At 70.3% G+C, this 13631-nt stretch carries 14 protein-coding genes and 1 pseudogene; 10 read left to right on the forward strand and 5 right to left on the reverse strand.

Annotation, left to right across the window (positions count from 1 at the left end):
- Positions 1 to 12: 12 nt before the first annotated feature.
- Positions 13 to 543, reverse strand: a complete 531-nt coding sequence (locus ACWIE7_RS14295) for a TetR family transcriptional regulator (protein ID WP_452100032.1) — start codon at positions 541 to 543, stop codon at positions 13 to 15.
- Positions 544 to 650: 107 nt separating this feature from the next.
- Between ACWIE7_RS14295 and bioB the strand changes: the two genes are divergently transcribed.
- From bioB to bioD, 4 genes are read left to right on the forward strand one after another with little or no spacing between them, the layout of a single operon-like run.
- Positions 651 to 1862 (forward strand): biotin synthase BioB, encoded by a 1212-nt coding sequence (gene bioB / locus ACWIE7_RS14300; RefSeq protein WP_452100033.1) that lies wholly within the window; start codon positions 651 to 653, stop codon positions 1860 to 1862.
- A gap of 1 nt (position 1863) precedes the next feature.
- Positions 1864 to 3216: an adenosylmethionine--8-amino-7-oxononanoate transaminase gene (locus ACWIE7_RS14305; RefSeq protein WP_454069618.1), complete on the forward strand. Its 1353-nt coding sequence runs from the start codon at positions 1864 to 1866 to the stop codon at positions 3214 to 3216.
- On the forward strand, positions 3213 to 4358 hold the full coding sequence (locus ACWIE7_RS14310; protein WP_452100035.1) for an 8-amino-7-oxononanoate synthase: 1146 nt from the start codon (positions 3213 to 3215) through the stop codon (positions 4356 to 4358). The genes ACWIE7_RS14305 and ACWIE7_RS14310 overlap by 4 nt, the downstream gene beginning before the upstream one ends.
- Positions 4355 to 5113 carry an ATP-dependent dethiobiotin synthetase BioD gene (gene bioD, locus ACWIE7_RS14315; RefSeq protein ID WP_454056909.1) on the forward strand — a complete coding sequence of 253 codons (759 nt, stop codon included), beginning with the start codon at positions 4355 to 4357 and terminating at the stop codon, positions 5111 to 5113. Before ACWIE7_RS14310 ends, bioD begins: the two co-directional genes overlap by 4 nt.
- 106 nt (positions 5114 to 5219) lie before the next feature.
- Here bioD and ACWIE7_RS14320 read toward each other — a convergent pair whose 3' ends face one another.
- A complete protein-coding gene (locus ACWIE7_RS14320; protein WP_454056908.1) occupies positions 5220 to 5855 on the reverse strand; it encodes a maleylpyruvate isomerase family mycothiol-dependent enzyme in 636 nt (211 codons plus the stop codon).
- A 252-nt stretch (positions 5856 to 6107) separates the two neighbouring features.
- Here ACWIE7_RS14320 and ACWIE7_RS14325 point away from each other — a divergent pair, with 252 nt between their 5' ends.
- The 4 genes from ACWIE7_RS14325 to ACWIE7_RS14340 all read left to right on the forward strand — a co-directional run bounded on the left by ACWIE7_RS14325 (position 6108) and on the right by ACWIE7_RS14340 (position 8952).
- A complete protein-coding gene (locus ACWIE7_RS14325) occupies positions 6108 to 7244 on the forward strand; it encodes a TIGR03857 family LLM class F420-dependent oxidoreductase (protein ID WP_454069619.1) in 1137 nt (378 codons plus the stop codon).
- Complete coding sequence (locus tag ACWIE7_RS14330; protein WP_295648678.1) at positions 7241 to 8320, forward strand: phosphotransferase family protein; 1080 nt, start codon at positions 7241 to 7243, stop codon at positions 8318 to 8320. The genes ACWIE7_RS14325 and ACWIE7_RS14330 overlap by 4 nt, the downstream gene beginning before the upstream one ends.
- Before the next feature lie 78 nt (positions 8321 to 8398).
- On the forward strand, positions 8399 to 8674 hold the full coding sequence (locus ACWIE7_RS14335; RefSeq protein WP_230929806.1) for a type II toxin-antitoxin system Phd/YefM family antitoxin: 276 nt from the start codon (positions 8399 to 8401) through the stop codon (positions 8672 to 8674).
- Entirely contained in the window at positions 8671 to 8952 is a 282-nt protein-coding gene (locus ACWIE7_RS14340; RefSeq protein WP_454056906.1) for a type II toxin-antitoxin system RelE family toxin, read from the forward strand. Before ACWIE7_RS14335 ends, ACWIE7_RS14340 begins: the two co-directional genes overlap by 4 nt.
- A gap of 65 nt (positions 8953 to 9017) precedes the next feature.
- On the opposite strand, the gene ACWIE7_RS14345 is transcribed toward ACWIE7_RS14340, so the two are convergent.
- The 3 genes from ACWIE7_RS14345 to ACWIE7_RS14355 all read right to left on the reverse strand — a co-directional run bounded on the left by ACWIE7_RS14345 (position 9018) and on the right by ACWIE7_RS14355 (position 11862).
- Complete coding sequence (locus ACWIE7_RS14345; RefSeq protein WP_454069620.1) at positions 9018 to 10511, reverse strand: glutamine synthetase beta-grasp domain-containing protein; 1494 nt, start codon at positions 10509 to 10511, stop codon at positions 9018 to 9020.
- Between the two features lie 78 nt (positions 10512 to 10589).
- Positions 10590 to 11411 (reverse strand): siderophore-interacting protein, encoded by an 822-nt coding sequence (locus ACWIE7_RS14350; protein WP_454069621.1) that lies wholly within the window; start codon positions 11409 to 11411, stop codon positions 10590 to 10592.
- 73 nt (positions 11412 to 11484) lie between these two features.
- Positions 11485 to 11862 (reverse strand): ArsR/SmtB family transcription factor, encoded by a 378-nt coding sequence (locus ACWIE7_RS14355; RefSeq protein WP_454069622.1) that lies wholly within the window; start codon positions 11860 to 11862, stop codon positions 11485 to 11487.
- A 100-nt stretch (positions 11863 to 11962) separates the two neighbouring features.
- On the opposite strand from ACWIE7_RS14355, the gene arsB reads away from it, so the two are divergent.
- Together arsB and ACWIE7_RS14365 are read left to right on the forward strand one after the other, a co-directional pair.
- Positions 11963 to 13099, forward strand: a complete 1137-nt coding sequence (gene arsB / locus ACWIE7_RS14360; protein WP_454069623.1) for an ACR3 family arsenite efflux transporter — start codon at positions 11963 to 11965, stop codon at positions 13097 to 13099.
- A pseudogene (locus ACWIE7_RS14365) lies at positions 13096 to 13579 on the forward strand (arsenate-mycothiol transferase ArsC). The gene arsB and the pseudogene ACWIE7_RS14365 overlap by 4 nt, the downstream one beginning before the upstream one ends.
- The last annotated feature ends 52 nt before the right edge of the window (positions 13580 to 13631 follow it).

Genomic DNA, 13631 nt, shown 5'->3' on the forward strand with positions numbered 1-13631 from the left:
CTCGTCCGCGCCTCAGACCCCCGCGAGTAGAGCCTCGAGCCCGGCCCCGAAACGCGGGCCAAAGTCGACGTCCGCCATCTGGGGGTCCGCGCTCCGCAGGTTGTGGTGCGTCTGCTCCTCGAGCCCGAGCCCGATCACGTAGCCGGTCAGCGCGGTGGTGAGCCCGGGCGCCCGGTCGGCCTCGCCGTACCGCGCGCAGGCCGCCTCGACGGCGTCGGCCACCGGGTTCACAGCCCCCGCCGCGAGCCCGAGCGCCACGATCTCCGCGCCGTCGGGCACGCTGGTCACCGCCGTACGCAGCGCCTCGCCGATCGCCCGCAGCTCGGCAGCGGCAGAATCGCCCGCCTCGACCGGCCGCACGGTGGCCAACACGCGCTCGGCGACGCCGGTGAGCAGCGCCTGCTTGGACGGGACGTGCCAATACAGGGCGCTGGGCTGGACGCCGATCCGCGTCGCGAGCGTGCGCATCGACATGCCCGCGAGCCCGGATTCGCGCAGGAGCTCAAGGGCGGTATCGACGACCGACGTCTGGGAAAGGGCCACGATCGCCGATCCTACCGACCGGGCACCCCCGCGCCTGAACGCTGTACAAGACGGGCCCGCCCCGCTACCTTGAACACCGTTCAATGAACGTCGTTCAGGAGGAAATCATGGCCGCCAATATCGAGTCCGCCACCCCGCAGCCCGTCGCCCCACGCTGGCACGAACTCGCCGACCACGTCTTGGCGGGCAACCAGGTCTCCGCCGCCGACGCTCTCGCCGTTCTGCGCGCCCCGGACGCCCAGCTCATGGAGGTCGTCGCCGCCTCCTCCCGCCTGCGCTTCCACCACTTCGGCAACAAGGTCAAGGTCAACTACCTGGTCAACCTCAAGAGCGGCCTGTGCCCGGAGGACTGCTTCTACTGCTCGCAGCGCCTCAACTCCACGGCCGGCATCCTGCGCTACACGTGGCTGAACACCGACGAGGCCGTCACCGCGGCCAAGGCGGGCATCGCGGCAGGCGCCTCGCGCGTCTGCCTGGTCGCGAGCGGAACGGGCCCGAGCAACCGCGAGGTCGGCAAGGTCACCGACATCATCGAGGCCATCAAGTCGGACACGCCTGGCGTCGAGGTCTGCGCATGCCTGGGCGCACTGAAGGACGGCCAGGCCGAGTCGCTGTGCGCGAGCGGCGCGGACGCCTACAACCACAACCTCAACACGGCCGAGAGCCACTACGAGGAGATCTGCACCACGCACACCTACGCCGACCGCGAGCACACCGTCAGCCAGGCCCACGGCGCCGGCCTGTCCGCGTGCTCGGGCTTCATCGCCGGCATGGGCGAGACCCACGAGCAGCTGGTCGAGCTGGCCTTCGACCTGCGCGCGAAGGGTGTCGACTCGATCCCGGTCAACTTCCTGCTGCCCTTCGACGGCACTCCGCTCGAGGGCGTCGACACGCTCAACCCGCGCGACTGCCTGCGCATCCTCGCGATGGTCCGCTTCGTCGCGCCGGACACCGAGATCCGCGTGGCCGCCGGCCGCGAGCGTCACCTCGGCAACCTGCAGGGCATCGCGCTGTACGTGGCCAACTCGCTGTTCCTGGGCGACTACCTCACCTCCGAGGGCCAGCCGGGAGCGGCCGACCTGGAGATGATCGCCGACGCGGGACTCGAGGTCCTGCGCATGGATACCGATGCAGAGGGCGGGCGCGCCGGGCGCCGCGACAGCGACGACGACAACGCCACCACCGCGCCGACGCCCACCGGCCAGGACGCAGCCACGGAGCCGGCGGCCGTCGCGACCGAGTCCGCCGCCGGCCCCAAGCAGAATCCGGTCGCGATCCGCACGCGGGGCGCGGGCACCAGCGAACCCGCGAACGCCTGACATGCCCACGCAGATCGCCACCTCGGGGACCATCTCCGCGGGGTGTGCCACACCCCCGCGGTCGACCGCGGACCCGCAGCCGACCGACGCGCTGCTCGCCGCCGACGCCGAGCACGTCTGGCATCCCTACGGCGGCTTCCCGGCGTCCACGCAGCCGCTGCCCGTGGCTTCGGCCGACGGGGTCCGGTTGCGCCTGGCCGACGGCCGCGAACTCATCGACGGCATGAGCTCGTGGTGGGCGGCCGTCCACGGCTACCGGCACCCGCACCTCGATGCGGCCGCGCACCGGCAGGTCGACACGATGAGCCACGTCATGTTCGGCGGGCTCACGCATGCACCGGCGGTGGAGCTGTCGCAACGGCTCGCGCGGATAGCGCCAGGTGAGCTGAACAAGGTCTTCCTCGCGGACTCGGGCTCGGTGTCGGTGGAGGTCGCGGCCAAGATGGCCATCCAGTACCAGCGATCGCTGGGCCGCCCGGGCCGCACCCGGCTGGCCACCTGGCGCGGCGGCTACCACGGCGACACGCTCAGCCCGATGAGCGTCTGCGACCCCGAGGGCGGCATGCACAGCCTGTGGCGCAGGGTCGTCCGCGAGCAGGTGTTCGCCCCCGCCCCGCCCGCCGACTATCGTCCCGGTTACGTCGCCGAACTCGAGCGCACGATCCGCGACCACGCCGACGAACTGGCCGCGATCATCGTCGAGCCGGTGGTCCAGGGCGCGGGCGGGATGCGCTTCCACCACCCTGACTACCTGCGCGATCTGCGGCGACTGGCCGACGAGACCGGCACCCTGCTCATCTTCGACGAGATCGCCACCGCCTTCGGCCGCACGGGCGAGCTGTTCGCCGCCGACCACGCGGGCGTCGCGCCCGACATCCTGTGCCTGGGCAAGGCCCTGACCGGCGGATACCTCACCTTGGCGGCCACGCTCACCACCGATCACGTGGCCGAGGTGATCAGCGCGGGCGAGGCGGGCGGACTCGCGCACGGCCCGACGTTCATGGGCAATCCGTTGGCGTGCGCGGTCGCGTGTGCCTCGCTCGACCTCATCGAGGCCGGCGAGTGGCGCACGCAGGTGCCGCGGATCGCCGCGCGCCTGCGCGACGGCCTGGCCCCGGCGCTCGACCTCCCGGGTGTGGTGGATGTGCGGGTCCTCGGAGCGATCGGCGTGATCCAGCTGGACCGGCCGGTGGAAATGACAACGACGACAACAGCCATCACCGAGCGAGGCGTGTGGCTGCGCCCCTTCCGGGATCTCATCTACGCGATGCCGCCCTACATCTGTAGCGACGACGAGATCGACACGATCTGTGCCGCAGCCCTCGCCGGGGCGCGGGTAGGAGCAACACGATGACCCACTCCCCCACGCTCGACTGGCTCGATGCCGCCGCAGCGAACCGGCGGGCCCGCCACCTGCACCGGGCCCTGCGCCCGCGAACGGCCGGCGACGGCGTGCTCGATCTGGCCTCCAACGACTATCTCGGCCTGGGCACCCACCCCGAGGTGCTCGAGGGCGCGATCGCCGCGACCCGCCGGTGGGGCGCCGGCGCGACCGGATCTCGACTGGTCACCGGCACGACCACCGACCACAAGGAACTGGAGGACGAGCTCGCCGGCTTCACCGGCCGCCCCTCGGCGCTGGTGTTCTCCTCCGGGTACACGGCCAATCTCGGCGCGGTCGTGGCACTGTCCGGGCGCGGGTCGCTGATCGTCTCCGACGGTGGTTCGCACGCCTCGCTCGTGGACGCGTGCAGGTTGTCGCGGGCGCGCGTCGTCGTCGTCGAACGGGGTGACGTCGCGGCCGTGGAGCGGGCGCTCGCGGGGCGATCCGAGGAGCGGGCGCTGGTCGTCACCGACTCGGTGTACAGCGCCGACGGCGACCTCGCACCACTGACCGCGTTGCACGCGGCGTGCGAGGGATACGGGGCTGTACTGCTCGTCGACGAGGCCCACGGGCTGGGCGTCCGCGGGGCCGGCGGGCGCGGGCTCGTGGACGAGCTCGGGCTGACACGGCACGAGAACGTGGTGGTCACGGCGACGCTGTCCAAGGCGCTCGGGTCGCAGGGCGGGGTGGTGCTGACCTCGGAGCGGGTGCGCGACCACCTCATCGACACCGCGCGCACCTTCATCTTCGACACCGGGCTGGCGCCGGCGAGCGTGGGCGCGGCGCGAGCGGCACTGGCGGTGCTGCGGCGCGAGCCGCAGCGGGCGCACCGCGTGCTCGAGGTTGCCGAACGCCTGGCGGAGGTGACCGGCGCGGACCGGCCCTCGTCGGCGGTGGTCTCGGTGATCCTCGGCGACGCCGAACGCGCCTACGCGGCCTCGCAGCGCTGCGCTGAGCTGGGGCTCCGCGTGGGCTGCTTCCGGCCGCCGTCGGTCCCGGAGGGTACGGCGCGGCTGCGGCTCACCGCCCGCGCCGACCTCTCCAATGCCGACCTGGCCACCGCGTGCGATGTCCTCACCGAGGTACTGGCCGACAGCAGGGTCCCGGCATGACGGCCGTCGACCGTCCGGTGATTGTGACCGGCACCGGGACCGACGTCGGTAAGACCATCGCGACTGCGGCACTGGCGGCGCTGGGACGTTCGGCCGGGCTGGACGTGGGCATCTGCAAGCCGGTCCAGACCGGGCTGGCGCCCGGCGAGCCCGGCGACGCCCACGAGGCGGCGCGGCTGTCCGGCGTGGAGCGGGTACTCGAGGTGCGGAGGCTGCCCGATCCGCTCGCGCCCGAGACCGCCGCCCGAGTGGCCGGATTGCCGCAGTCCACGCGCGAGGAGTTGCTCGGTCCGATTCGCGACTGGCTCGGCTCACCCGGCACGGGCGACCACGCCACCGGGTCGCCGCCGCGGCGCCTGGACCTGGTCGAGGGCGCGGGTGGGCTGCTCGTGCGCCTCGGGACCGACCTGACGATCCTCGACCTGGCCGCCGCCCTCGACGCCCCGCTCGTCGTGGTGGCGCGGGCCGGTCTGGGCACGCTGTCGGACACCGAGCTCACCGTCCGCGCGATCGACGCCTCGGGACTGCGATGCGCGGGAGTGGTGGTGGGCTCGTGGCCGTTCGATCCGAATCTGGCCGACCGCTGCAACCTCGAGGACCTGCCGCGTCTGACCGGCGTACCGGTGCTGGGCCGTGTCCCGTACGGCGCCGGCGGGCTCACTCCCGACGAGTTCGTCCGTCGCGCTCCGGACTGGTTCGAGGCGAACACGGTCGCCACGCTCGAGCGTTCTCTACCGGCGGCGATCAGCACCTGAGTGCGACCGCCCACGACGCGGCAGAGTTCGCTCGACACGGTGCTTGATTTCTCGGCGTTCCTCGCGCATTTCGTCGAGCGAGTTCTCGTTGCCGCCAGCTATGGTGCTACCTGGCGGCGCCGCGGTCCAGCCGGTCGACGAGCAGGGGCATGCCGTCGCCGGTGAGCTGGTCGAGATCGCTCCGGCGGCCGGCCATCGCCATCACCAGCGCGAGGGTCGGGCCGCTCACCTCGGGCCCGTCGCCGGCGCTGAACGGCCCGTCGGTGGCGCGCAGTTTCAGCCCGGCGGCGGCGGACTTGCTGTTCACCGTGAAGTTCCGGGACACATAGAACCGCGCGACCTCGGTGGCCGCGTCGACGTCGCATCGGCTCGGCAGCCCCAGTGGGTATCGGATGTCCTCGGAGTGCACGATCACCTCGCCCAGGTACGCCGGAAGATCACCCGTCGGGGCAACTGTCGAGTTGATCACCGCACCGAAGATCTCGAGCGTCTCCCGGGGCGTTGACCCCAGATGCTCACGCAGTCGGCGGTCGTTGTGCACGGTAGGCCGGAACCCAGACCCGACGATACTGCGCATCCACGCCCATTTTCCGACCGATGCCGCCGCGCTGAGGTGGGCGACGACATGCTCGACGTCCCATTCGGCGCACAGAGTCGGCTGACGCCACTGCGAATCATCGAGCCCGGCCAGGTCATCCGCGAGAGCCTGACGCGCCTGGTGCGTCGCCTTCCAGATGTCCATGCTCGATGCCTTTCGTCGCCGCCACCGCTCCACCGGGCTCGAGTATTCCCGACGTCGGCGGTTGGCCAGGAGAGATCGCGGAAGCCGCGGAGCCACAGATTGCCACGGGATTGTCGTTCCTCGACCGCTACCCGGGCCCGCGAACCGGCCCCGCCGCCCTCTCCCGGCCGTACGATCGACACGACCATGTGACCCGCATCACCGGGCGTCCGTTGCCGACGACCCGTGAGGCCCCACCGCCGGAAGTCGCCCATGAACGCAGAAGACACCACAGGAGTCGCCGCCGCCCCGCTCATGCCCGAGCTCGCCTGTTACGGGCTGGCCGGCCACTCCGCAGCACCGGCCGACCTGCTGACGGAGGCGGCCCGCGCGGAGGAGCTCGGACTCGGGTCGATTCTGCTGTCGGAGCGCTTCGCCCTCAAGGACGCCGGAGTGATGGCCGGGGCCGCGGTCGCCGCCTCGAGCCGCATCGGCATCGGCACGGCCGCGACCAATCACAACACCCGTCACCCGCTGGTCACAGCCACCATGGCCACCACGCTGCACCGGATGTCGGGCGGACGCTACGCGTTCGGACTGGGCAGGGGCATCCCGCTGCTGTTCGACATCATGGGACTGCCCCACGTCACCTCGGCGCAGCTCGCCGACGCCATCGGCATCTACCGCACCCTGTGGCGCGGCGGAGCGGTAGCCGGGCACGATGGCCCCGCCGGCACCTACCCCTACCTGGTGCAGGACACCTCCTTCGACGAGGACATCCCGATCCTGCTCATGGCGATGGGCGACAACTCGCTGCGCCTGGCCGGGCGGCTGGCCGACGGGGTGGTGCTGCACACCTTCATGTCGGACGCCGCGGTAGAGCGGTCGGTACGGTTGGTCCGCGAGTCCGCCGAGAAGACCGGTCGCGATCCCGCATCGGTGCGGATCTGGTCGGTGATGGCGACCATCGAGGACTCGCTCGATGAGGCCGCGCGCCTGCGCAAGCTCGCCGGCCGGTTGGCCACCTACCTGACCGGATACGGCGACGTCCTGGTCCGCGTGAACGGCTGGGACGCGGCCGGGCTCGAGACGTTTCGCTCAGACGAGCGCCTGTCCGCCCACGCAGGTGCGCTCGACGCGACCGACGATCTCGACATCCTCCGGCACGCCCGTGACGTGCTGCCGGACGAGTGGCTCGACTGCGCCGCCGTCGGCAGCGCGAGCCACTGCGCGGACCGGATCGAGGCCCAGCTGGCGCTCGGCGCGGACTCGGTGGTGCTGCACGGCACCACCCCGGACGAGCTCGCGCCCGTGCTCGAGGCGTGGCGGCCACGGCGCGACCCTGCGCGCTTCGCCCACCTCGATCTCAATCCAGGAAGATTCCTCTCCCGGAAGGACACCCCGTCATGACCGTCGTCGAGACCCCACAGGCGGACGCGGCCCGCCCCGCCGTCGCCTGCACTCCGGAGGAGGTCACCGCGGAGTGGCTCTCCACGGCGCTCGCCACAACTGTGCACTCGGTGCGCACGGAGACGATCGGGACCGGCCAGATCGGGTGCTGCGTCCGAGCCCATGTCGAGGGCGACGAGCTCCCACCGACGCTGTTCGTCAAGCTGCCGAACCCGGACGAGGGCATGCGTCCCCTGTTGCACGGCGTGTATCGCAGCGAGGTGTTGTTCTACCGCGACCTCGCGCCGACGGTGGACGTGCGGGTGCCGCGTTGCCGGTTCGCGGCCCTCGGCGAGCGGGACGGCGAGTTCACGCTCGTGCTCGACGACGTCGCGCCTCGCGTGCAGGGCGACCAGCTGGCCGGACTGTCCGTCGCCGACGCGCGTGACAGCGCCGTGAATCTCGCCGGCCTCCACGGCCCGCGGTGGTGCGATCCGTCCCTGCGCGAGACCGCGGACCTGTCAGTGCCGTCCGACGACGACAACGTGGCCCTGCAGGAACTGGGAGGGCCCGCATTGGAGTCATTCCTCGCCGAACTCGGGGATCGCCTCTCCCCCGACGAGCGGCAGGCCCTGTCCGAGATCGCGCCACTCATCGCCCAGTGGGCCAACGGCCGGGCCGAGCGCTTCGGACTCCTGCATGCCGATTACCGGGCCGACAACATGCTGATCGACCCCGCGGGGCGGCTGCCCTCGCTGGCGTGTGACTGGCAGACGCTCACCACGGGGCTGCCCGGCCGGGACCTCGGCGGGTTCCTCGGCTCGAGCCTCACTGTGGACGATCGGCGGGCCGCGGAGCGCGGGATCGTCGCCGACTACCACCGCGCCCTCGTGGGGTACGGCGTGACGGACTACACGGTCGACGAGTGCTGGGACGACTACGTCTACGGGCTACTGCAGACTCCGGTGGTCGGGATCTTCGGGTGGATGTACGGCACCCGGACCGCGCGGGGTGACGAGATGTTCGCGCTGCTCATGCGGCGGTCCTGCCGGGCGATCGCCGACCATGGCGCCCTCGCGGTGGTCCGAAGAGGCTGACGAGCGAAACGCCCGGGCCCCTATTTGGGCCTCACTTTGAGCTATCGAAAGGCTATTGATCAGCCTATAGTGTCGATCATGGATACGATCCCGCTGGGCGAGGCCAAGAACACACTGTCGGCACTGGTCGAACGCGCGGAGACCACCCACGACATCATCACCATCACCCGGCATGGCCGGCCGGCTGCGGTTTTGATGTCGGCTGACGATCTGGAGTCCCTGCGCGAGACGATCTACTGGCTCTCCCGTACGGACACCCGAGAGGCCGTGGCCGACGCTGAGCGCGAGTACGCCGCGGGTGACACCACATCCCTCGCCGACCTTCGCTCCGCATACGGTCTGCCACCACGGTGAGCGCAGAGAACGCGTCACCGTACAACGTCGAGGTCGCCTCCCCGGCCCGGCGAGCGCTGTCGAGATTGCCCGGGCGCGTCGTCCACGCGATCATCGAGTTCATCTCGGGCCCCCTTGCGGCGAATCCGCTGAGACTGCGCAAGCCCCTGCGACACGAGCTCGAGGGATTACGCAGCGCACGGCGGGGGGACTATCGTGTCCTGCTCCGCGTCGACGAGGAGCAGCACACCGTGGTGATCATCGACATTGACCATCGCGCCCACGTCTACCGCACCTGACGCGGCACTCCGGGGCTCGCCGGGCAGGCGGTCACACCGTCCCCGCTCTGCTCGGCCACCACCGTTCAGCCAACGTGCCAGTGACGGCGGATGAGTTCCTCGCGATCGGCCGCATCGTCTCCGGCCGCGGCGGTGTCGTTGCCGTCGTTGTCGTAGGTTTCATCGGAGTCGCGGAGATCCGCGAGCAGGGCATCGATGAGTGCACCGGGGAAGACGCCGTCGGCTTCGAACATCTCGCGCTCGGCCTCGAGTGCGTCGGCGGCCTCCCGGCGCGAGGTGGGCAGACTCTCGAAGTCATCGTGATCGTGGGTGCTGAGCCGCTCGGCCAGCTCCAGGCTCTCCGGATCGCTGAGCCCCCGCGTCGCCGCGACGGCCATGCCGGCCAGCAGCAGGTGCGCATCCGCCGAGCCGTCCCCGAGCCGGAACTCGACGGTCTGGTGATCCGTGGCGGGTTCGGGGATGGGTTCGGTGCCGCCGGGATTGGCGTGCGCGACCATGTCGGCCAACACGCCGCCGCCCCAGGCCAACGGCACCCGGACGAGCCCGGTGCGGTCCTTCATGCCCCAGCAGATGTCCTCTGGCGACTCGTCTCCCTCGGCGAATCGCAGGTAGGACGTGGGGACCGTGTTGCCGAACGCGGACAGCGCCCTCGCTGCGGACAGGTAGCCGGCGATCAGTCGACGCCCGGTGTCGTTGAGACCGTCTTTCCCCACGATGGCGTTGGCACCATCGCGCACCAGCCGACTGTGGAAATGCAGACCGTTTCCCGCGCCCTCGCCGCTCACCAACGGGGCGAATGTCGCCTCGACACCATGGGCGTAGGCGACCTCGCGCACCACCCACTTGGCCAGGACGAGATTGTCGGCCGCCTGCTCCAGCGGCACGGGCTGGAGCTCGATCTCGTGCTGGACCAGTTGCCGGTCCTCCTCGAGGATGTTGCCGACCTCTCCGTGGGCGTACTTGAGCGGCACGCCCATCGCACTGAGGTGGCCCAGCACCTCCTCTCGAACCCGCCGGTGCTTCGAGAACGGACCCGACTCCTGGTAGCCGCGCTCCTCCTCCACGGGGAAGATCTTCTCGGGCTCGTCGACGAGGTAGTACTCCAGCTCGCCGAAGGCCTCCAGCGTCATGCCGGTCTCCCGCGCGAGCACCTCGGCGGCGCGGCGCACGATCTGCTCGCGTGCGTGGGGCAGCGGCTTGCCGGCGTCGTCGTAGAAGGAACACAACACGTCGAGCGAGCGCCGCTCGCCGAAGGGATTGAGGAAGGCAGTGCGGTGACGCGGGACGATGTAGACGTCGCTGGACTCGGTATCGGTGCCGGCGAAGACACTGGAGCCGTCCACGCGCTCGCCTCGCGTCAGCACCTCGAGGAGGTGCTCGCGCGAATTGATGGGGAAAGCCACCGCCTTGAGGCGCCCGTCGCCGCCGACGTAGCGCAGGTTGACCTGGTGCAGCTCCAACTGCTCGACCGCCCGCGCGAGGTCACCGGCGGTGAAGTCGGCCGAGGGCTTGCCGAGCAGGCGGACCAGTGGGTGGGGTTCCAGTGCGTCGATGGCCATACCCCGTTCTACCAGCGTCAGGGCGGGACGGGCCGTCGAGCCGACGACTCCCGCTCCGCAGGTCGGAGCAGAGCCCGGTCAGGTCGTCGCAGGTCTCCCGTGACGCCAGTAGCCGACAAAGTCCACATTCCGCTTGGGCACGCCCCACTCCTGCACGAGGTGACGGCGAGCCCCCGTGGCGAGACCGGACTCGCCGATGAGGTGCGCGTGGACGACGCCGTCCAGTGGAACGGTCGTCTTTACCGCGTCCAGCGCGAGCTGCCCCGGCCGGTCGGCGCCCGATGACGACTCGTCGCGAGGGACCCAACGCACCTCCATCCCGGGTGGCACCCGGAACTTCTGCCGGTCGCCGGCCGTGGGGACTTCGATGATCGCGATCCCCCGGGCCGCCTCCGGGAGTGAGGCACAGATTCCGGCCACGGCGGGCAACGCCGTCTCATCACCGACGAGCAGTGTCCAGTCGTGCGGGTGATCAGGCGTGAAACCGATGCCCTGGTCCAGGAACCCCAGGCGATCACCAGGGCAGGCATCGAGCGCGAACCGAGCTGCCGGTCCCAGACCCCCTGCCTCGTCTCCGTGGATCACGAAGTCAATGTCCACCTCGCTCGTGTCAGGGCGGGCGGCGCGGACCGTGTACGCCCGGACCCACGGGCGCCGTGCCTTGGGTGTGGCGAGATACTGGAGGTACCAACCGATCTCACTGGTACGGGTCGGCAGCTGCAGCGAATCCTGCCCCTCGCGCGCGAAGAAGAGTCGGCACCAGTGGTCGTGCCCTCGCGGCTCCAGGACGTCCAGCCCGCCGAGGGTCAGGCGGACGAAGCCGGGAGTGATGCGTTCGGTGCGCCGTACGTGCGCCATGGTGAACTGGCGATCGGTCGGAGTGTTCTTCTTTCTCCCCATGGACCGAGGATAGCCTTACCTATCTCGCACGGGCACCCCTCTGTCAGCCGCCCGCCCCGGAAACCATTGCAAATCAGGACAGGTCGAGGAATCCGTGCAGCTGGTCCAGGGCGTCACGGGCCACGGTATAATACGCCCACCTGCCACGCTGCTCGCGGGTCAGCAGACCTACCTCGACGAGACGTTTGAGGTGATGGCTGACCGTGGGTTGGCTGATGTCCACCACATCGAGGAGGTCGCAGGCGCACACGGATTCGCAGCCCCGCGCAGCGATATGCGACAGGAGCCTGAGCCGCGTGGGGTCGGCCAACGCCTTGAACCCGGCGGCCATCGACTCCGCGGTGGGGGCGTCGACGGGCGTGCGCGAGAGCGAGCAGCATCCGCCCGCCGCGGGGTCGCCGACCAGCGCCGCGCCTGCCACTGAACTCGTCGTCGTCGTTGTCGTCGTCATACCCTCACCGCCTCCCCACGAGGTTAGATTGACGATCATCAATACGTCACCCTAGCCTTATCCATAGACATCTATCGATCTGACGGGAGCCGCACATCCGATGAGCGCCACCACTTCTGCGCGCAGTGTCACCCCTGTCGCCAAGGAGATGTCGTTCCTCGACCGCTACCTGGCCGTCTGGATTCTCGCGGCGATGGCGGCCGGACTGCTCCTGGGCCGCTTCGTCCCCGGCCTGGACCGTGCCCTCGATTCGGTGCAGGTCGGTGGCATCTCGGTCCCCATCGCCGTCGGCCTGCTGGTCATGATGTACCCCGTCCTGGCCAAGGTGCGCTACGACGAGACCCACAGGGTGACCGGCGACCGGAAGCTGCTCGGCCTGTCGCTGCTGCTCAACTGGATGATCGGCCCGGCGTTCATGTTCACGCTCGCGTGGGTATTCCTGCCGGACCTGCCGGAATTCCGCACGGGACTGATCATCGTGGGGCTGGCGCGGTGCATCGCGATGGTGTTCATCTGGAACGACCTGGCGTGTGGCGATCGCGAGGCGGCGGCCGTACTGGTGGCCATCAACTCGGTGTTCCAGGTGGTGGCCTTCGGTGCGCTGGGTTGGTTCTACCTGCAGGTCCTGCCGTCGTGGCTCGGACTGGAGACGGTCTCGGCCGAGTTCTCGGTCTGGGCGATCGTCGGCTCGGTGCTGGTGTTCCTCGGGATCCCGCTGCTGGCCGGCTTCGGAACGCGCGTGGTCGGCGAGCGCGCGAAGGGACGCGAGTGGTACGAGGGGACCTTCCTGCCGCGGATCGGCCCGTGGGCCCTGTACGGCCTGCTGTTCACCATCGTCCTGCTGTTCGCGATGCAGGGCGAGGCCATAACCACCCGCCCGCTGGATGTGTCCCGGATGGCCGTTCCGCTGCTGCTCTACTTCGTGCTCATGTTCTTCTTCAGTCTGCTGGTCTCGCGCGCGGTGGGGCTGAACTACGCCAAGTCGACGAGCGTGGCGTTCACGGCGTCGGGCAACAACTTCGAACTCGCGATCGCGGTGTCCATCGGCACGTTCGGTATCGCCTCGGGCCAAGCCCTGGCAGGTGTGGTGGGTCCGCTCATCGAGGTCCCGGTGTTGGTCGGGCTGGTGTACGTCGCGCTGTGGCTCGGACCGCGATTGTTCCCCGGCGATTCGAGCCTGCCCCGCCGCGCCCGGACCACCGTGCCCACCCCGGCTCCGGGCGCAGACCCGTCATGACCGCGAACGCCCCGCAGCCTCGGGTCCCCGGCGTCCTGTTCGTGTGTGTACGCAACGGCGGCAAGTCACAGATGGCGGCCGCACTCATGCGCCACCGCGCCGGCGACGCGGTCGAGGTCCACTCGGCGGGGACCGATCCCGGGCCCACGATCAACGCGCTGTCGGCCGAGGCGGTGGCCGAGCTCGGCGCGGACATGTCCGGTAAGGTGCCCCGCGCGATCGACCCCGACCTTCTGCGCCGCGTGGACCGGGTGGTGGTTCGGCGCCGACGCCGCACGAGACCTCGTCGCGCGGGGTGATGTCGGCGTCTCCGACGACGACACCGCCCGCACCGTCATCACGTGGATCACTGATGAGCCTTCGGGTAGGGGCATCGACGGACTGGAGAGGATGCGCCTGATTCGCGACGACATCGACCGCCGTGTCCACGACCTCCTTGCCGAATTCACCGCGGAACGGGCCGACCCATCGCCGCGCTGACCACGGAACGCGCCACGGGCACCGCGCCAATCGCACTGAGCCTGCTCGGCCG

This window comes from Dietzia sp. NPDC055343 (assembly GCF_053645265.1).

Coding starts and splice junctions, on each gene's coding strand:
- bioB (WP_452100033.1), top strand. CDS start 651: ATGGCCGCCAATATCGAGTCCGCCACCCCGCAGCCCGTCGCCCCACGC.
- ACWIE7_RS14305 (WP_454069618.1), top strand. CDS start 1,864: ATGCCCACGCAGATCGCCACCTCGGGGACCATCTCCGCGGGGTGTGCC.
- ACWIE7_RS14310 (WP_452100035.1), top strand. CDS start 3,213: ATGACCCACTCCCCCACGCTCGACTGGCTCGATGCCGCCGCAGCGAAC.
- bioD (WP_454056909.1), top strand. CDS start 4,355: ATGACGGCCGTCGACCGTCCGGTGATTGTGACCGGCACCGGGACCGAC.
- ACWIE7_RS14320 (WP_454056908.1), bottom strand. CDS start 5,855: ATGGACATCTGGAAGGCGACGCACCAGGCGCGTCAGGCTCTCGCGGAT.
- ACWIE7_RS14325 (WP_454069619.1), top strand. CDS start 6,108: ATGAACGCAGAAGACACCACAGGAGTCGCCGCCGCCCCGCTCATGCCC.
- ACWIE7_RS14330 (WP_295648678.1), top strand. CDS start 7,241: ATGACCGTCGTCGAGACCCCACAGGCGGACGCGGCCCGCCCCGCCGTC.
- ACWIE7_RS14335 (WP_230929806.1), top strand. CDS start 8,399: ATGGATACGATCCCGCTGGGCGAGGCCAAGAACACACTGTCGGCACTG.
- ACWIE7_RS14345 (WP_454069620.1), bottom strand. CDS start 10,511: ATGGCCATCGACGCACTGGAACCCCACCCACTGGTCCGCCTGCTCGGC.
- ACWIE7_RS14350 (WP_454069621.1), bottom strand. CDS start 11,411: ATGGGGAGAAAGAAGAACACTCCGACCGATCGCCAGTTCACCATGGCG.
- ACWIE7_RS14355 (WP_454069622.1), bottom strand. CDS start 11,862: ATGACGACGACAACGACGACGACGAGTTCAGTGGCAGGCGCGGCGCTG.
- arsB (WP_454069623.1), top strand. CDS start 11,963: ATGAGCGCCACCACTTCTGCGCGCAGTGTCACCCCTGTCGCCAAGGAG.